This window comes from Massilia sp. YIM B02763, from assembly GCF_030412015.1.
In the GTDB taxonomy this organism is placed as follows: Bacteria; Pseudomonadota; Gammaproteobacteria; order Burkholderiales; family Burkholderiaceae_D; genus Telluria.
Genome location: NZ_JASNRD010000024.1, coordinates 49189 through 65009, shown reverse-complemented (window position 1 = coordinate 65009; position 15821 = coordinate 49189). Strand labels below are relative to the sequence as shown.

Annotated in this window: 20 protein-coding genes; 10 read left to right on the top strand and 10 right to left on the bottom strand. The window is 67.3% G+C overall.

Going from position 1 to position 15821, the window contains the following annotated elements; genetic code table 11:
* Positions 1–86: 86 nt before the first annotated feature.
* The 3 genes from poxB to QPK32_RS23025 all read right to left on the bottom strand — a co-directional run bounded on the left by poxB (position 87) and on the right by QPK32_RS23025 (position 4103).
* Complete coding sequence (gene poxB / locus QPK32_RS23035; RefSeq protein WP_290415122.1) at positions 87–1808, bottom strand: ubiquinone-dependent pyruvate dehydrogenase; 1722 nt, start codon at positions 1806–1808, stop codon at positions 87–89.
* A gap of 174 nt (positions 1809–1982) precedes the next feature.
* Positions 1983–2993: an SLAC1 anion channel family protein gene (locus QPK32_RS23030; RefSeq protein WP_290415121.1), complete on the bottom strand. Its 1011-nt coding sequence runs from the start codon at positions 2991–2993 to the stop codon at positions 1983–1985.
* 159 nt (positions 2994–3152) lie between these two features.
* On the bottom strand, positions 3153–4103 hold the full coding sequence (locus QPK32_RS23025; protein WP_290415120.1) for a class I SAM-dependent methyltransferase: 951 nt from the start codon (positions 4101–4103) through the stop codon (positions 3153–3155).
* Between the two features lie 188 nt (positions 4104–4291).
* On the opposite strand from QPK32_RS23025, the gene QPK32_RS23020 reads away from it, so the two are divergent.
* From QPK32_RS23020 to QPK32_RS23000, 5 genes are all read left to right on the top strand, one after another.
* Entirely contained in the window at positions 4292–4471 is a 180-nt protein-coding gene (locus tag QPK32_RS23020; protein WP_290415119.1) for a hypothetical protein, read from the top strand.
* A 75-nt stretch (positions 4472–4546) separates the two neighbouring features.
* Entirely contained in the window at positions 4547–5425 is an 879-nt protein-coding gene (locus QPK32_RS23015) for a neutral zinc metallopeptidase (RefSeq protein ID WP_290415118.1), read from the top strand.
* 251 nt (positions 5426–5676) lie between these two features.
* A complete protein-coding gene (locus tag QPK32_RS23010) occupies positions 5677–6861 on the top strand; it encodes a zinc-dependent alcohol dehydrogenase (protein ID WP_290415117.1) in 1185 nt (394 codons plus the stop codon).
* Positions 6862–6870: 9 nt separating this feature from the next.
* Positions 6871–7467 (top strand): hypothetical protein, encoded by a 597-nt coding sequence (locus tag QPK32_RS23005; RefSeq protein WP_290415116.1) that lies wholly within the window; start codon positions 6871–6873, stop codon positions 7465–7467.
* Positions 7468–7606: 139 nt separating this feature from the next.
* Complete coding sequence (locus QPK32_RS23000) at positions 7607–9418, top strand: M4 family metallopeptidase (protein ID WP_290415115.1); 1812 nt, start codon at positions 7607–7609, stop codon at positions 9416–9418.
* 79 nt (positions 9419–9497) lie between these two features.
* Here QPK32_RS23000 and QPK32_RS22995 read toward each other — a convergent pair whose 3' ends face one another.
* The 4 genes from QPK32_RS22995 to QPK32_RS22980 all read right to left on the bottom strand — a co-directional run bounded on the left by QPK32_RS22995 (position 9498) and on the right by QPK32_RS22980 (position 12542).
* Positions 9498–9860: a hypothetical protein gene (locus tag QPK32_RS22995; RefSeq protein ID WP_290415114.1), complete on the bottom strand. Its 363-nt coding sequence runs from the start codon at positions 9858–9860 to the stop codon at positions 9498–9500.
* A 144-nt stretch (positions 9861–10004) separates the two neighbouring features.
* Complete coding sequence (locus tag QPK32_RS22990; RefSeq protein WP_290415113.1) at positions 10005–10601, bottom strand: hypothetical protein; 597 nt, start codon at positions 10599–10601, stop codon at positions 10005–10007.
* A gap of 161 nt (positions 10602–10762) precedes the next feature.
* Positions 10763–11455 (bottom strand): M23 family metallopeptidase, encoded by a 693-nt coding sequence (locus tag QPK32_RS22985; protein ID WP_290415112.1) that lies wholly within the window; start codon positions 11453–11455, stop codon positions 10763–10765.
* A 55-nt stretch (positions 11456–11510) separates the two neighbouring features.
* Positions 11511–12542 (bottom strand): L,D-transpeptidase, encoded by a 1032-nt coding sequence (locus QPK32_RS22980; RefSeq protein ID WP_290415111.1) that lies wholly within the window; start codon positions 12540–12542, stop codon positions 11511–11513.
* Positions 12543–12687: 145 nt separating this feature from the next.
* Between QPK32_RS22980 and QPK32_RS22975 the strand changes: the two genes are divergently transcribed.
* Positions 12688–12987, top strand: a complete 300-nt coding sequence (locus QPK32_RS22975) for a 2Fe-2S iron-sulfur cluster-binding protein (RefSeq protein WP_290415110.1) — start codon at positions 12688–12690, stop codon at positions 12985–12987.
* A 72-nt stretch (positions 12988–13059) separates the two neighbouring features.
* Here the strand turns inward: QPK32_RS22975 and QPK32_RS22970 are convergent, their stop codons facing one another.
* The gene (locus QPK32_RS22970) at positions 13060–13953 is read right to left on the bottom strand and encodes a S9 family peptidase (RefSeq protein WP_290415109.1); all 894 of its coding nucleotides are present in this window, start codon (positions 13951–13953) and stop codon (positions 13060–13062) included.
* 124 nt (positions 13954–14077) lie between these two features.
* Between QPK32_RS22970 and QPK32_RS22965 the strand changes: the two genes are divergently transcribed.
* Positions 14078–14257, top strand: coding sequence for a hypothetical protein (locus QPK32_RS22965; protein ID WP_290415108.1), 180 nt, complete (start codon positions 14078–14080; stop codon positions 14255–14257).
* 38 nt (positions 14258–14295) lie between these two features.
* Entirely contained in the window at positions 14296–14463 is a 168-nt protein-coding gene (locus tag QPK32_RS22960; RefSeq protein WP_290415107.1) for a hypothetical protein, read from the top strand.
* Between the two features lie 72 nt (positions 14464–14535).
* Here the strand turns inward: QPK32_RS22960 and QPK32_RS22955 are convergent, their stop codons facing one another.
* Positions 14536–14739, bottom strand: coding sequence for a hypothetical protein (locus QPK32_RS22955; RefSeq protein WP_290415106.1), 204 nt, complete (start codon positions 14737–14739; stop codon positions 14536–14538).
* Positions 14740–14947: 208 nt separating this feature from the next.
* Here QPK32_RS22955 and QPK32_RS22950 point away from each other — a divergent pair, with 208 nt between their 5' ends.
* Both QPK32_RS22950 and QPK32_RS22945 read left to right on the top strand, forming a co-directional pair.
* Positions 14948–15085 (top strand): hypothetical protein, encoded by a 138-nt coding sequence (locus QPK32_RS22950; protein WP_290415105.1) that lies wholly within the window; start codon positions 14948–14950, stop codon positions 15083–15085.
* Between the two features lie 82 nt (positions 15086–15167).
* Positions 15168–15542 (top strand): hypothetical protein, encoded by a 375-nt coding sequence (locus QPK32_RS22945; protein ID WP_290415104.1) that lies wholly within the window; start codon positions 15168–15170, stop codon positions 15540–15542.
* A gap of 21 nt (positions 15543–15563) precedes the next feature.
* Here QPK32_RS22945 and QPK32_RS22940 read toward each other — a convergent pair whose 3' ends face one another.
* Entirely contained in the window at positions 15564–15779 is a 216-nt protein-coding gene (locus QPK32_RS22940) for a hypothetical protein (RefSeq protein ID WP_290415103.1), read from the bottom strand.
* Positions 15780–15821: the final 42 nt, after the last annotated feature.

Genomic DNA, 15821 nt, shown 5'->3' with positions numbered 1-15821 from the left:
CCCTCCCGAATCGCCACTTTGCTGTCCGCACCGCGGACAGCCCGCGCGCCGAGGGCGCGCGATGCCGGCATCTCCAGGGAAGCTCTTCACCGTAGCATGTTCACCTTCGCCAGATCGATCAGCTCCCCAGCCCTCCCATCCAGCACCGCCTTCAGCATGAACAGCCCGAACTTGTGCGCTTCCTCCAGCGTCGTGGCCGGCGGCATGACCAGCTCCTGGCGCGCGCTGACGACATCCACCAGCACCGGCCCGTCATGCGCCAGCGCCTCGCGCACGGCGTCTTCCAGCCGGTGCGGATCCTCGACGCGGATGCCCTTGATGCCGACCGCCTCCGCCATGGCCGCGAAGTTCGGGTTGCGCAGGTCGCAGCCCGTGTCGAGGAAGCCGTTGGCCTTCATCTCCAGTTCCACGAAGCCCAGCGTGCCGTTGTTGAGCAGGATGATCTTGACCGGCAGGTCCATCTGCGACAGCGTCAGGAATTCGCCCATCATCATGGAAAAGCCGCCGTCGCCCGAGAACGAGATCACTTGGCGGCCCGGGTGCGAGGCCTGGGCGCCGATGGCGTGCAGCATCGCGTTGGCCATCGAGCCGTGGTTGAACGAGCCGACGATGCGGCGTTTGCCGTTGACCTTCAGGTAGCGCGCCGTCCAGGCGATCGGCGTGCCCACGTCGGCCGTGAAGATCGCGTCCTCGCTCGCCAGTTCGCTGACGACGCGGGTGACGGCCTGCGGGTGGATCGTGCGCGTGCCGGCGTCGATCGCGGCCAGCTTGTCCAGGTCCGCCCTGGCGGCGCGGTAGTCGTCCAGCGCGCTGGCCAGGAAGCGACCGTCCGTCTTGGGCGTGAGCTTCGGCAGCAGCGCGTCGAGCGTTGCCTTGACGTCGCCCTGCAGGCCCAGCTCCAGCGGGCAGCGGTTGCCGAGCGCTTCCGGGCGCACGTCGATCTGTGCGATCTTCGCCCCGTCGGGGAAGAACTGGCGGTAGGGGAAGTCGGCGCCCAGCACCAGCAGCGTGTCGCAGCGCTTCATCGCCTTGTAGCCGGACGCGAAGCCGACCAGGCCGGTCATGCCGACGTCGTACGGGTTGTCGTACTCCATGGTTTCCTTGCCGCGCAGCGTGTGCACGATCGGCGCCTGCAGCGTCTCGGCCAGGCGCATGATCTGCGGGTGCGCGCCCGCCGTGCCCGCGCCGCAGAACAGCGCCACGCGTTCGCCGCCGTTGAGCAGGGCGGCCAGCGCGTCGATGTCGCCAGAGGGCGGCACGACCGTCGGCTGCGCGGGCAGCAGCCAGGCGGGCGGGGTTGCGGCGAGCGGCTGCAGGGCGACGTCGCCGGACATGACGACGACGGCCACGCCTTTCCTCGCCACGGCGACGCGCATCGCCCGGTGCAGGATCTGCGGCAGCAGCGCGGCGTTCGACACCAGCTCGACGTAATGGCTGCATTCCCTGAACAGGCTTTCCGGGTGCGTGGCCTGGAAATAATCGATGCCGATCTCGGTGCTGGGGATGTGGGCGGCGATGGCCAGCACGGGCACGCTGCTCCGCTGGCAGTCGAACAGGCCGTTGATGAGGTGCAGGTTGCCCGGGCCGCAGCTGCCGGCACAGACGGCCAGCTTGCCGGTCAGGTGCGCTTCGGCGCCGGCCGCGAACGCCGCGCCTTCCTCGTGGCGCACGTGGACCCAGTCGACGGTTTCCTGGCGCCGCAGCGCATCGGTGAAACCGTTCAGCGAATCGCCGACGACGCCGTAGACGCGCTCGACGCCCGCCAGGGCCAGGGTATGTGCCAGGTAGTCTGCCGCGGTCTTGCTCATGTCCTCACTCCCGATGACAGCAACGATGGACGAAGGGCCCGCCTGCGTGGCGAGCCCGTTCATTGATGAGGGAATTCTACGGGAGGGTCAGGCCCGCACGGACGGCCACCCTGTCCAAGGGCAGGTTCGGCGCCGGTACGGGCGAACCGCCGGGTCAGCTCAGCTCAGCTCAGCTCAGCTCAGCTCGCGCAGCTTGCCGCGGGCGACGCCGCCCAGGGTCTGGACGACGAACACTGCGATGATTAGCGAGGCGAGGGCCAGGATCACCGCCGCGATCGCATCTGTCACCGGATGCTTGGCATAGTCCGCATACTTCAGCGCGGCCACCGCCGTCGCTGCCAGCGGGAAGCTGGCGGCCCACCACGACACGCGGAACGGCGAGCAGCGCGGCAGGTGACGCAGGCGGCCCAGCAGGATGGGCAGCACGAACAGCATCACCATGTACAGGCCCTCGGCGAAGCCGTCGATGTGGCCGGTGGTCGTCACGTAGGCCGAGAAGCCGACGGCGAACGGGGCCAGCACGATCAGCAGCGCCGGCTGCAGCGGCGCCGGCAGCGGGTCTTCCATCGCCAGGCGGGTGAGCAGCATGGTCAGGATGGGCAGCGCGAAGAACAGGCCCACGGCGGTGCCGAACATCATGACGCCGTGCAGGCCGTCCCATTGCAGCAGGGGCACCGCGAGCGGCACGTCGAGCATGCCGACGACGGGGACGATCCAGGTCGGGGCGATCTGCGCGCCCGTATGGCGGACAGTGATCCAGCGGATCACGATGACCCAGCCGAACACCGTCATCAGCGCGGCGCCCAGCACCCAGGACAGGCGCGCCAGGTCGAGGCTGACGTCGACCAGCACGAAGGGCAGCAGCAACAGGCTGATCAGCGGGGTGCCGAACAGGTTGCCGGCGACCGGGTTGGCGAATTCCGCCTTCACGGCCGAAAAGCCGGAGGCCGCCTTGACGGCGTAGGCGATGGCCAGCACGATGAAATCGAGGAGGGCGAGGGCGCCGATGGCCTGGCCGATCCACGCCGGCAGGCCGAAGTGCTGGTGGGCGAGGTGCCAGGCGATCGACAGGCCGGTCAGGCCCATCACGGAGCCGAACATGCCCACCGGCAGGTAGGCGAGGGTAGTGGAAGGTGCCGTGGCCGGCTTGGGCGCGGGGGCGGCGACGGAATCGGCGGTTTGCATGGTGATCCTCCTGTTATCGGGCATGGCGTCTCGGTGGCGCCTTGACGGTATTGTCGATCCGGCCCCGTCCGGTGGACATGCCTGGATGCCGCGATATTTTGCTCGTTCGTCGCAGGTTCGGCGCCACCCGGAGGGAGTGGTGGCGGGACGGCAGGCCGGTCAGGCGCCCTTGACGGCATGCAGCCAGACGGCCGCGATGCGTTCGACGTTCTCGTAGCCGTCGCAGCCGAGCTGGCCGCCGAAGATGTCCGGGTCCAGTTCCTCGTACTGCCAGTCGCTGCAGCGGCCGTCGAGGTCGCCGCGGATCGCTTCCAGGAAGCGGTCCTGGCCGTCGACGATCGCCGAACCCGTGTACAGCAGCAGGCTGCCGCCGGCATGCAGGCGCTCGAGCGCGCAGCGCACGATGCGGATCGACAGCTCGGCGCCATGCTCGCCGCCGCCATGGCGGTAAGCGAGTTCGTCCTCGTCGAGGATGTAGGGCGGGTTCGACATGACGAGGTCGACGTGCCCGTCGACGCCGTCCAGCAGGTCGCTGCGGCAGGGGATCACGTTGGCCGCGCCGTTCAGCGCCGCGTTGACGTCGACGAGGGCCAGCGCGGCGTCGTTGATGTCGGCGCCGTACACGGTCGCCGTGCGGAACTGCAGCGCCAGTTCGATCGCGCCCGCGCCGCTGCCGGCGCCGATGTCGACGGCGCGCTGCACCGGGCGGCCCAGCCGGCCCAGCGAGCGGCGCAGGGCGGCGACGTAGCGGTAGGTGTCGGGGCCGAAGAACACGGCATCCTCGTCGTCGGTCGGCCAGGCCGAGTGGAAATACAGGCAGTCGCCGACGCTCGATGCCCGCACCAGCGCGCGCCAGCCCGGCTGTCCGTCTTGCTCGTGCGGTGCCAGCACGCCGGCGCGCCGCGCCAGGTCCTCGATGTCCGGCGGCAGCACGCCCGTGCGGAACGGCCGGCTCCAGCCGAACACGCCGCGCATGTCGCGGGCCCAGGCGTTCTCGGGGCGGCGGTTGACCCGCCGGTGGGTCGCGGGCGTGACCGTGACGAAGCGGTAGCCGGCGCGCCGCAGTGCGTGGCCGAGTTCGACGAGGGTGGAGGGTGAGCGGAGCGGCATGATGCCATCATGCGCCAGTGGACTGCCGAGTTCCGTACGCTGCCGCACATACGGCAGCGTGCGCTGGGGCCGGCGCCGCCTTCCATGTATGATTATGTGAAAGTTCGAACAGACCGCCGCGCAGCCGCTACGCAATACTTGGCTCGAGGCGGCGACGCATTGCCCCTCGTACGTTGAAGGACATGAGCATGAAGCTGCAGAACGATTCCCTGAAAGACCGCCTGGAGCGCGAAGTCGAGCGCGAACGCCACCAACGCCTGATGAACGACGAATGGCGTGCCGGCCTCGCGGTGGACGAGGAGTACCGCATCAAGGATGCGCGATCGAACGAGGGAGCAGTGAATCTGAGGCGCCAGTCCGGGCGCTGACCAGGAATAATCCGCCGGCGGCCGGACTGCCGCCGGCACGTTGTTGGCGCGCCTGGAGCGCGCCGGGGAGTGTGCATGCGTTGGGAAGGCGATCGTCAGAGCGACAATGTGGAGGACCGCCGCGGTGACGGTGGCGGTGGCGGCGGTTTCGGCTTCGGCGGCGGGACCATCGGCATCGGCACGATCGTCGTCGCGCTGCTGGGCTCCTGGTTCTTCGGCGTGTCGCCGACCACCATCCTCAGCCTGCTGTCGGGCGGGGGCGGCAACCAGCACGTGCAGCAGCAGGCGCCGTCGCATCCGCCCGCGAACGACCGCGAAACCCAGTTCGTGCGCACCGTGCTGGGCTATACCGAGGACACCTGGACGCAGATCTTCAAGGCCGGCGGGGCGACGTACTCGCCGCCGACCCTCGTGCTGTACTCGGGCCGCACCGGCACGGGCGGCTGCGGCGTGGGCCAGAGCGCCGTCGGTCCCTTCTATTGCCCGGCCGACCGCAAGGTGTACATCGACCTGACCTTCTTCCGCATGATGCAGCAGCGCTTCAAGGTCGGCGGCGAATTCACCCAGGCCTATGTGATCGCCCACGAGGTCGGCCACCACGTGCAGAACCTGCTGGGCATCTCCGGCAAGGTCGACCGCATGCGCGAACGCGCGTCCGAGACCGAAGCCAACGCGATGTCCGTGCGCTTGGAGTTGCAGGCCGACTGCTTCGCCGGCGTCTGGGCCTACCACACGAACCAGGCCAAGCAGATCATCGAAGGCGGCGACATCGAGTCGGCCCTGAACGCCGCCAGCGCCATCGGCGACGACGCGCTGCAGCGCCAGTCGCGCGGCGAGGTCGTGCCCGATTCCTTCACCCACGGTTCCTCGGCCCAGCGCGTGCGCTGGTTCAAGCGCGGCATCGAGACGGGTTCGGTGCAGCAGTGCAATACCTTCGAGGCGCGCCAGCTGTAAGCGGCCCGCGCCAGGAATCGACGGCCGCCGCGTGCGGCCGTTTTACATTTGGCGTCAAAAAGTTCTGGCTGGAATTAAACGTATTGACGTAACTTTCCTTTTAAAAACAAAGCGCTAGCATTCCTTAAAAAATCCTGCTGAATACCCCCGTCCTTTCCGTGCGCGTATCGCCTTCTTGAATAATTTGACATATGGTTGTGGCAAGTGTTCGCTCTACGCGGCGGACGGTCAACCATTCGAGGAGGATACCCATGCTGGCAATGAACTACCGCGGGCCGTACCGCGTCCGCGCCGACCACAAGCCCGATCCCGTCATCGAACACCCTGGCGATGCCATCGTGCGCGTGCTGCGCAGCTGCATCTGCGGCTCCGACCTGCACCTGTACCACGGCATGGTGCCGGACACCCGCGTGGGCCACACCTTCGGCCACGAGTTCGTCGGCGTCGTCGAGGACGTCGGCTCGGACGTCAAGACCCTCAAGGTCGGCGACCGCGTGCTGGTGCCGTTCAACCTGTTCTGCGGCTCCTGCTTCTTCTGCGAGCGCGAACTGTACGGCAATTGCCACAACACGAATCCGCAGGCCACGGCCGTGGGCGGCATCTACGGCTACTCGCACACGGCCGGCGGCTACGACGGCGGCCAGGCCGAATTCGTGCGCGTGCCGATGGCCGACGTGGGCCCGATGATCATCCCCGACGACATCCACATCGACGACGCCGTGCTGATGACGGACGCGCTGCCCACGGGCTACCAGGCCGCCGAGATGGGCGACATCGCCGAAGGCGACACCGTGGTCGTGTTCGGCGCCGGCCCGATCGGTATCTTCGCCGCCAAGTCGGCCTGGCTGATGGGCGCGGGCCGCGTGATCGTCGTCGACGAAGTGGAGTACCGCCTCGAGTTCGTCAAGCGCTACGCCCAGTGCGAGGTGCTGAACTTCCGCAGCGTCAACGACATGGCCGAGCACATCAAGAAGATGACGGACGGCCTGGGCGCCGACGTCTGCATCGATTGCGTGGGCGGCGACGCGGCCGGTTCCATCGCCCAGACGCTGACGGGCCGCCTCATGAAGATGCAGGCCGGCGCCTCGACGGTGCTGCACTGGGCCATCAACTCGGTGCGCAAGGGCGGCAACGTGTCCATCGTCGGCGTCTACGGTCCGACCTTCAACGCCGTCCCGATCGGCAATGCGCTGAACAAGGGCCTGACCCTGCGCATGAACCAGGCCAGCGTGAAGCGCCACCTGCCCCGCCTGATCGAGCACATCCGCGAGGGTCGCATCAATCCCAAGGAAATCATCACGCACCGCGTGCCGCTGGAAGAGGTGTCGGACGCCTACCACATCTTCTCGAGCAAGCTCGACGAGTGCATCAAGACCGTCCTGATCCCGCCGTCGGCGCGCGAAGTCCAGGCCGTCAAGTCCAGCACACTGCATTGAGGAGCCGCCATGGAACACCGCGAACACCACGCCAACGGCCACGATCACCATCACGATCACGAGCACGAGCACGGCCACATCCACCGCCATGCGCTGCAGGGCGATTTCCGGGACGTGCCCCGGCGCCCGAGCCGCGAGCAGCTGGCCCACATCAACGGCTGGGGTGCCGACCTCGACCGCAAGAACCGTCCCGCCGTGCCGATGGAACGCACGCCGCCGCGCTTCATCCACCAGCACGAAGGCAAGCTGCCGCAGCAGGAAGAGAATGTCGAAGTGCTCGTCTCCAGCGAGCGCTTCGGCCAGATCACCCCGATCTTCGGCACCGCGCAACCGCCGAAGGGACTGTCGGGCGCGCTGCGCCGCATCGCGTTCAAATGGTCGGAGAACGACTTGCGCCACTGGCTGCTGCTGCTGGCGGCCGACCGCGTGAACGTCGTCGAAGGCATCGGCGAAGACCTGGCGCACGGCAAGGTGCCGAACGTGCTGGGCGAGATGGGCATCAAGGCGGAGTGGGAGCATAACCGCTCCGGCCTGATCAAGAAGGCGGCCGTTGCCGGCGCCGTCGTCGGCCTGGCCGTCTACCTGACGCGCCGCCGCGACCGCTGATCCGGCACCCGCATCACCCGCGCAGCCCTGCGGCGGAGCCATCCCGCCGCAGGGCTTCTTGCGTTTGAGCAAATCTTTTTTAAGGAGCTCATCCACACTTCGATGAGGCCCATCAACGGGCGTCACCGAAGGAGATGAGATGAACAAGCGCATCCTGCTGGCGCCGCTCGGCGCCATTTTCCTTGCCCTTGCCCTCGCGCAGGCGGCCGCCGCCGGCCCCGCGGCGATGAGCGCGCCCGTGGCCGCCGATGCCAAGGCGCGCGCGGCGCTGCTGACCCAGCTCGAGTCGCGCCGCGCCGCCCGCGGCATCGATGCGCGCCTCGGCTTTGCGCTGGCGACGCAGCACCCCGGCACGCAGGGCACCCAGGTCGCGCGCGTCGACTACACGTGGAAGGGCGTGCGCGTGTTCGGCGCCGAATCCGTCGTGGTGCTGGACGGGACGGGGAGAGTCGTCTCGGAATCGCCGTCGAAGCGGGCCGAGGCGCTGGCCGGCAATACCGGTGGCAAGGGCCTGGCGGCGCCGGCCACCGATTTCAGCGTGACGCCGGCGATCTCGTCCCGGGCGGCCATCGATGCCGCGCTGGCCTCGCTGCGCGCCGCGCTGGTGGGCGACCTGCGCCACGTGACGCCGCCGACGGCGGAACTGATCATCTGGCCCGTCATGCGCACCGAACGCAGCGAGGCCGCGCGCGACAAGCCGGAGCAGGAACTGAACGCCGTCGACGTGCAGGACGTGGTGGAGCGCTACGAACTGGCCTATCTGGTGCGCACGCGCCTGCATGCCGGCAATGACGCGTCGGTCCGGCCCGTGTACCACGACACCGTCGTCGGCGCCCGCGACGGCAGCATCCTCGACCAGTGGAACATGCTGCAGACCGTCGTCGGCGTGGGCAAGAGCCAGTACAACGGCGAGGTGCCGATCAATACCACGCTGCAGGCGGACGGAAAATACAAGATGATCGACGACAGCCGCGGCACCGGCGGCACCTTCGGCGCGATGGCGATCACGAACGCCAACCACGGCACCAGCGCGGGCCAGGTCTACGTCAACGACAGCAATACCTGGGGCGACGGCAAGCAGTACGTCAAGGGCGGTTCCACCACGAACGCCAACGGCCAGACGGCGGCCGTGAACGCCATGTGGGGCCTGATGAACACCTACGACGCGCTGAAGAACGTGTTCAACTGGCAGTCGCTGGACGGCCACAACACGGCGACCTATATCGCCGCCCACGTCAACACGGCCTACGACAACGCCTATTACAGCGACACCTGCCGCTGCATGTTCATCGGCGACGGCAACCAGTTCAACAGCCTGGGTTCGATCGACGTGATCGGCCACGAGATGGGCCACGGCGTCACGGCGGCGACGTCGAACCTGACGTATTCGGGCGAGTCGGGCGGCCTGAACGAATCGGCCTCGGACATCAACGGCGAAGTGGTGGAAGCCTACGCGCGCGCGGGCGGCAAGGGCGACACGATTCCCGCATCGGGCAACGACTGGGTGCTGGGCGCCGAGATCAGCAAGACCGGCACGCCGCTGCGCTGGATGACGAAGCCCAGCAAGGACGGCAACAGCCCGGACGCCTGGAGCACGTCGCTCAAGCGCCTCGACGTGCACTACAGCAGCGGGCCGAACAACCGGATGTTTTATTTCCTGTCGCAGGGCTCGACCATCGACAAATCGGGCGACACCTACAGCAAGTACCTGGTCAAGATGCCGCTGGCGATGACGGGGATCGGGATGGACAAGGCGTACCGGATCTGGTTCAAGGCCAACACGACCAAGTTCACGTCCAGCACCAACTATGCGGAGGCCAGGACCAGGATGATCGAATTGGCCGAGGAGTTGTACGGCAAGGGCAGCCGCGAGTCGATCGCGGTGCAGCGCGCGTATGCGGCGATCAACGTCGGGGCCGACGTCGACGAGGTGACGGGGACGTCCGACTGAACGATGGCCGCTGGCAGTGAAACCGCCGCCCCGGCGCAGGCCGGGGCGACGTCGGGCTGGAAAGGTGCAGTGGCGCTGCTTACTGCGCCGACCGCGTATTCAGCGTGACCCGGCAGATCCGCGCCGCCTGCAATCCCATCCAGGCCGCATTGGTCCAGAAGAAGACATAGGGCAGGGCGACGACGGCCATGCCCGCTTTCCGCATGCAGAACGACAGCAGGATCGTGAGCGCGCCGCAGAACGAGGCCATCCCGAACGTGGTGCCATGCCGTGCGGCCGTTTCCGACGCGCCGGCCGCGAAACCGATCAGCAGGGCGACGGCGAGACAGGTGGCGATGTCGGCGGCCGAGGCGATGCCGGAAAAACCACGGTACAGACGGGCGAGGGCGAGCACCGTGATCAGGTACCCACCGAGGAAAACGGCAAGTTGGCGTAATTTCATTGAACGAACTGGCAAGAGATGACTTTGTGCGCTCAACGTGCGCACGACGAAGAATCCGCCAGTATACATTCACTTAGGAAATTTTGCCGAGAAGCAGGATGCGCATCCTTGCCGAACGTGGCGTCGACCGGGACGCGTGGCGAATCACGCTTTCGTATCGTCGATCATGCGCGAGCGCATCAATGCCCAGTCCATCTCCCGGGCCATCTGATTGAGGCTGCGTGCGGTGACTTGCGGCAGGGCGCTCTCTGGAACGACACTCGACGCCGGTCCGGGGCGCGTCACGAAGTTGGAATAGATCGCCTGTCCCTTGACGGCCTTCGTAATTTCATCGAGGCGCGTCCGCGCCAGGTCCAGCCCGCTGCCGTCTTCCGTGAGCTTCAATCCAGCAATCTGCTGCCGCGTTTCCGCGCTGCCGGAATCGTAGACCGTTGCGATCACTTCGCCATTCACGATGACCTGGCCAAACATCTTGCTGGGATGCTGTTCGGCGTACTGGGCCACGGCTGCTTCACGCTGCCGGGTTTGCTCATCATGCAGTTTGAGCTCTTGTATTTGCTCCTCGGTAGCAGGCATCACGAAGCCAGGCTTCTCTTTCGCGATGTCAGCGATCTTCATGACATTGCCTTGAACGCGGTAAGTGCTGCTTGCATTGATCGTGGACATATTGCTCAGCTCCCGGATGAGAATCACCGATACATTGTCGAGTGCGCCCTGGGTGCGGCGTCCAAAAAACAGCACGTCGCGAGCCCGTCATGGTGTTGAATTAGTGCAAACTAGAAATATCTTAGATCGAAGTATTTCTGAAAGTCAACAATTATGACGGTTTAATTTGACATTTCGATGAAGAATCCCACGCCCGGGAAGCGAACATGCGACCCAGTATCGGATGCGGCACCGTGCTATTCCGCCAGTAGTGGATACGGATTCACGGGCGTCCCCTTCCACCACTGCTTTTCTGGCGTCAGCTCGAACACGGCGAAGTGCAGGTGCGGCGTATCCGGCGCCGCGTTGCCGGTGGTGCCGACGTAGCCGATCAGGTCGCCGCGCTTGACCGTCGCGCCTTCCTGCAGGCCCTCGGCGTAGCGGTCCAGGTGGGCGTAGTAATAGGCGTACTTCTCGGTGGGATCGAACTGGTAGACGGTCAGGCCGCCCGGCTTGCTGGTGAACAGCTTGGCGACCTTGCCGTCCGCGGTGGCGAACACCTTCGTGCCTTTCGGTGCCAGGATGTCGAGCGCCTCGTGGTGGCGTTCGCTGCCGCGCGGCTGGTCGTAGGTGTCGCTCAGCTGCTTGAACGCGATGCCGTCGACAGGCACCATCAGCTTGCCCGGCGCCACGGCAGGGACCGCGTTCGCGGCCGGCGTCAGCGCGTCCATGCTGGCCGGGCGCAGCGGCAGGTCCAGTTCCGTCAGGTCGGGCGTCACCTTCGGCGCCGGCGGCAACTGGGCTTCCAGGCTGGGGCCGGGCGGGGCCGGCAGGGCGCCCGTGGCCACCTGGGCCGTGGCGGCGTCCTCATGCGGCATCTGGCGCAGCCAGGCGAACAGGCCGCCGGCGCCGACCAGCACGCCGAGCAGGAAAGTCATCAGCCATTTCATCGTCTTCTCCTCTTGCTTGGGTGATCAATGATTCGCCCGGCGCTGGCCGGAAGCGTCAGTCCTGCAGCGCGACCTCGGTACCGGCCTGCACCAGTCCCGCGACTTCCGCCGCGCTCCAGTTGGTCAGGCGGATGCAGCCGTGCGACTCCGTCTTGCCGATCATCGACGGCACCGGGGTGCCGTGGATGCCGTAGTGCGGCTTGGACAGGTCGATCCAGACCACGCCGACCGGGTTGTTGGGGCCGGCGGCGACGGTCGCCTTCTTGTCGCCCGGCTGGGCGTCCCAGAACAGCTTGGGGTTGTAGTGGTAGGTCGGGTTGCGGTGCACGCCCTCGATCTTCCACAGGCCGATCGGCAGCGGATCGTGCTCGCTGCCGGTCGACACGGGGTACTGGGCCAGCGTGGTGCCCGCCGCATCCTGCAGCCACAGCACGCGCGCGTCCCTGGACACCACGACGCGCGCGGCCGGAGGCAGCGGCGCCGTGCCGACCACGTTCGGCACCAGGATCTGCGTGCCCAGCTGGCCCAGCGGCTTGCCCGGATTGAGCTTTTCCAGCAGCGCGGGGCTGGCGTGGAATTTTTCGCCGAGTCCCTCGACGGGCGTCGCGTAGCCGAGCGTGGACAGCTTGGCCTTGTCCATCATGTCGTTCGGGATCGGCTGGAACGGGCCGGCGACGTCGCTGTCGGCCAGCGTGTAGTTCAGCAGCGTGGGTGCGGCGTCGGCGTTCAGGGCGTTCCAGGTGACGTCGTCGAGCTTGCCGGTGACGGGCAAGTTGCGCGCCTTCTGGAAGCCGGACAGGGCCTGGCGCATGTTCGAGCCGTAGGCGCCGTCGATCTCGCCGGGCGAGAAATGGGCGCGGTCCAGCAGTACCTGGGCGCGCAGCAGGCGTTCGAATTCGGCGGCCTGGGCTTGCGCAGCCGCCGGGTCCTGCGCCTGGTTCGCGGCCGGCTGCGCTTGTTGGGGCTGCTGCGGTTGTTGGGTCTGCTGCGCTTGCGGCGCGGCGGCTTGCGCCTGGCGTGCCTGGGCCGGCACGACGGCCAGGGCGCCCAGCAGGGCGGCGAGGAGGGGGATGCTGTGCTGTTTCATGGGCTTCCTATTGCTTGCTTCCATGAGCCCAGATTAATTATCTGCAAATACAGGGTCTGTGCGCGAACGAACCCATGCAGCCGGCATGGCCGGCCCGCCCGCGGACGCTGCCGGTGCAACAGCCGCAGCGGGTACAATCGCCGGCATGAGCACAGCGACCATTACCCTCCAGCCGTCAGGCTGGTCGTTTACGGCCGAGGAGGGCGTCACGATCCTGCATGCGGCCGAGCAAGCCGGCATCGAGCTGCCCAGTTCCTGCCGCAACGGTACGTGCCGCACCTGCATCTGCCGCGTGCAGTCGGGGAGCGTGCGCCACACGATCGAGTGGCCGGGGCTGTCCCTCGACGAAAAACGCGAAGGCCATATCCTGCCCTGCGTGGCCGTGGCCCAGGGCGACGTCGTGCTCGAGCAGCGCCTTGCCCGGCGCATCGACTGGGGCGACTGAAGGAGCCACCGCGGGGACAAGCGAAGGGCAATTGAGCGCCTGCCGCTGTCTCGCGTCAAGCGGCCACGGGACTTATTTTCCGGACAAGGCCGATTCGATCGCCTGCAGCACCAGCGGCCACGACGGCGAGGTGGCCGCCACTTCGTCGTAATGGCTGGCGCCCGGCAGGATGACGACCTCGGCGGCATCGCCGGCGGCCTTGGCCCGGGCCGCGAAGTCGTGCGCCACGCGCGGCGGCGAGATCGTGTCCAGCTCGCCCGTCACGAGGATCGTGCGGCTGCCGTTCGGCATCAGGTCGCCGGCATTGGTGTCGGAAAACACGTCGGGCCGCGCCTTGCTGGGCGTGCCCGCCAGCTGCTCGGTGCTGCGCTCGCAGCTGGTCTGGATCAGGGCCGCTTCGCGGCGCAGGTCGGCCAGGCCGCCCAGGCTGACGACCTGGCGCACGGGCAGGGCGTCCGGGTGGTACAGGGGGCTCGACGCGGGAATGCGCGGCCGCGCCGCCAGCCACTGCACCAGCTGGCCGCCGGCCGAGTGGCCCACCGCGGCCAGGCGCCGCAGGTCGAGCGGATGGTGCTTGGCTTCGCGCGCCAGCAGGTCCAGCGCCGCGTTCATGTCCTGGTAGGTGCCGGGATAGCCGCCGCCCGCCTCGTCGACACGGCGGTATTCCACGTTCCACGACGCGATGCCGCGCCGCGCCAGCGCGCCGGCCATATTGCGCAGCTGGACGATGCCGCCGAACTCCCTGGTCCAGCAGCCGCCGTGCACGAGGATGGCGACCGGAAACGGTCCCTTGCCTTCGGGAAGGAACAGTTCGGCGTATTGCGACGGCGCGCTGCCGTAGTGGAAGGTGGCGCTCGGCGCCGGCCCGCTCAGGGCCATGTAGTCGGACAGTTTCATCGGGGCGGCGTGGACGGTGCCGGCGCACGCGACGGCGGTGGCGAACAGCAGGGGAAGCAGGCGGCGCATCGGTCGGCAAATGGATGAGTGGCAATGCGCCACTATAGCAGCCTGCGCACGATTGAAAAACCGGGCCCGATCTTCCATGCTAGGCTGCACCCAACGTCAACGGTGTCAACGGAAGGAGAACGCCATGAGCCAATCGAAATCCAGCGGTAACCAGAACAAGCAGTCGGCCACCATGTCCGAAGAGGAGATGGCCAAGAGCCGTGCCGGCAAGCCGGAAAAGAGCAGCCACGATGCCAAGAGCGCCGTCAAGGCGGGCAAGGACACGGGCGCCGGCGGCGGCGCCAAGCAGAAGCACCGCCGCTGAGCGGCCGCGGCATCGAGATTCGCGATGGAGGAACAAGCATGAATCTGCAGGACCAGGAAGCGCGATCGCCACTGCGCGCCCATACCACCCCGGACCCCGACCTGCCGCCGCCGGATCCGCGTCCCGACCCGGACGACGTGCCGGCGCCGGCACGCGCGCCGGTGGAAGAGCCGGACCAGCCCCAGCCGCCAGTCAAGGCGGCGTGAACGCAAAGTCAATGCATGACGAACGTCGCCCTGCGAAGGCAGGGGCGACGGCTCGAACGCTGGCCGCTACAATCAGCCTTTCGATGAATCCTGCTTCTGCTGGTTGCCCGCGTCGCCGGCATCCTGCCGGTTGCCGTGGCCGCGCGTCGGGATTTCCTTGATCATCTGGTCGGTTTCCTGCTGGGCCGGCGTGCGTTCGCCGCTGCCGATGTCGGCTTCGTGCAGGTTGGCCGGGCCCGATGCCGCGGGGTCCGGTTTCACTTTCGATGGTGCCATGGCGTGCTCCTTGGAGTGGTCGATGTTGACGCGATCCTAACAGCCCGCACGTTGCCACGGCGCCCGATAGGCTCCGCCGCTGCCTTGGAAATGTTGCCCTGAAGATGCATTGTGAAAGACTTTCGGGACGCGCGCGCATGGCGCGGCAGGAAAGTTTTTATAATGGCTTTATCGTCAAGCCGTCGAACAACGTTGAAAAGGAGACCCCATGAGCACCACCTTGCACAACAAGATTTATTTGGGCCGCAACACGATGTTCGGCTCGCGCCGCATGCAGGCCGCGCTGGCCCTCGGTGTGTTGACCGGGCTGAGCCTGGTCTGGGCCACCATGCGCGCGATGCGCTGAAGACGGGAAGACGGGCAAGCGGGAGTTGCCCGGCAGGCTCGCCGCCGTTACCATGGCGGGCTTGTTCCTATCGAAAGCGGTAATGAAAAACCTGAAACTGACGGGCGACGAATACGACGCCCTCGCATTCATCCGGCGCGGCGCCACGAGCGACCGCGTCAACGCCTGCGTCGGCCGCAACGCCAAGCGCCTGTCGGGCCTGAAGCTGATCCAGTATGCGCGCAACGGCAGCCTGTCGCTGACCGAGCAGGGCGCCGAACTGCTGTTCCTGCGCCGCTGCGTGCAGGCCCTGCGCGCCCTCGAGGCCGATGCCGCGGCTCCCGTCGATGCCGACGTCGTCCAGTTCCTCAGCCGCAAATCGCACATCGCCGAACGGGCCGAAGGCGGCTTCGAACTGACCGCGCGCGGCCGCGAATCGCTGGCCGACATCGCCGCCCAGGAACCGCAGCCGCGCTGAGTCCGCTGCGCTGCGATGCGCTCAGCTGGCGCGCCGGCGCTCCGGATAGACCAGGGTGCGCACGGCGATCTCGGCCGGCACGTTCATCGCCGCCAGGAATTCGGCGGCGCGCTGCAGGCCCAGGGTCGGGATCGACCCCACCGCCTGGTTCACCAGGTCGCGGGTGCGCATGTCGGTCCGCGGGCGGCGCCGCGCGGCTGCGGTGGCGGTCGCGCTGTTCATCTCGTTCATCTTCATGGGTTTTGCCTAGGTTTGCTGAAGCTTGCTAAAGCGCTACCG

Coding starts and splice junctions, on each gene's coding strand:
- QPK32_RS22965 (WP_290415108.1), top strand. CDS start 14,078: ATGAGCCAATCGAAATCCAGCGGTAACCAGAACAAGCAGTCGGCCACC.
- QPK32_RS23020 (WP_290415119.1), top strand. CDS start 4,292: ATGAAGCTGCAGAACGATTCCCTGAAAGACCGCCTGGAGCGCGAAGTC.
- QPK32_RS23000 (WP_290415115.1), top strand. CDS start 7,607: ATGAACAAGCGCATCCTGCTGGCGCCGCTCGGCGCCATTTTCCTTGCC.
- QPK32_RS22980 (WP_290415111.1), bottom strand. CDS start 12,542: ATGAAACAGCACAGCATCCCCCTCCTCGCCGCCCTGCTGGGCGCCCTG.
- QPK32_RS23015 (WP_290415118.1), top strand. CDS start 4,547: ATGCGTTGGGAAGGCGATCGTCAGAGCGACAATGTGGAGGACCGCCGC.
- QPK32_RS22985 (WP_290415112.1), bottom strand. CDS start 11,455: ATGAAATGGCTGATGACTTTCCTGCTCGGCGTGCTGGTCGGCGCCGGC.
- QPK32_RS22975 (WP_290415110.1), top strand. CDS start 12,688: ATGAGCACAGCGACCATTACCCTCCAGCCGTCAGGCTGGTCGTTTACG.
- QPK32_RS23025 (WP_290415120.1), bottom strand. CDS start 4,103: ATGCCGCTCCGCTCACCCTCCACCCTCGTCGAACTCGGCCACGCACTG.
- QPK32_RS23005 (WP_290415116.1), top strand. CDS start 6,871: ATGGAACACCGCGAACACCACGCCAACGGCCACGATCACCATCACGAT.
- QPK32_RS22960 (WP_290415107.1), top strand. CDS start 14,296: ATGAATCTGCAGGACCAGGAAGCGCGATCGCCACTGCGCGCCCATACC.
- poxB (WP_290415122.1), bottom strand. CDS start 1,808: ATGAGCAAGACCGCGGCAGACTACCTGGCACATACCCTGGCCCTGGCG.
- QPK32_RS22955 (WP_290415106.1), bottom strand. CDS start 14,739: ATGGCACCATCGAAAGTGAAACCGGACCCCGCGGCATCGGGCCCGGCC.
- QPK32_RS22970 (WP_290415109.1), bottom strand. CDS start 13,953: ATGCGCCGCCTGCTTCCCCTGCTGTTCGCCACCGCCGTCGCGTGCGCC.
- QPK32_RS22940 (WP_290415103.1), bottom strand. CDS start 15,779: ATGAAGATGAACGAGATGAACAGCGCGACCGCCACCGCAGCCGCGCGG.
- QPK32_RS23030 (WP_290415121.1), bottom strand. CDS start 2,993: ATGCAAACCGCCGATTCCGTCGCCGCCCCCGCGCCCAAGCCGGCCACG.
- QPK32_RS22950 (WP_290415105.1), top strand. CDS start 14,948: ATGAGCACCACCTTGCACAACAAGATTTATTTGGGCCGCAACACGATG.
- QPK32_RS23010 (WP_290415117.1), top strand. CDS start 5,677: ATGCTGGCAATGAACTACCGCGGGCCGTACCGCGTCCGCGCCGACCAC.
- QPK32_RS22945 (WP_290415104.1), top strand. CDS start 15,168: ATGAAAAACCTGAAACTGACGGGCGACGAATACGACGCCCTCGCATTC.
- QPK32_RS22995 (WP_290415114.1), bottom strand. CDS start 9,860: ATGAAATTACGCCAACTTGCCGTTTTCCTCGGTGGGTACCTGATCACG.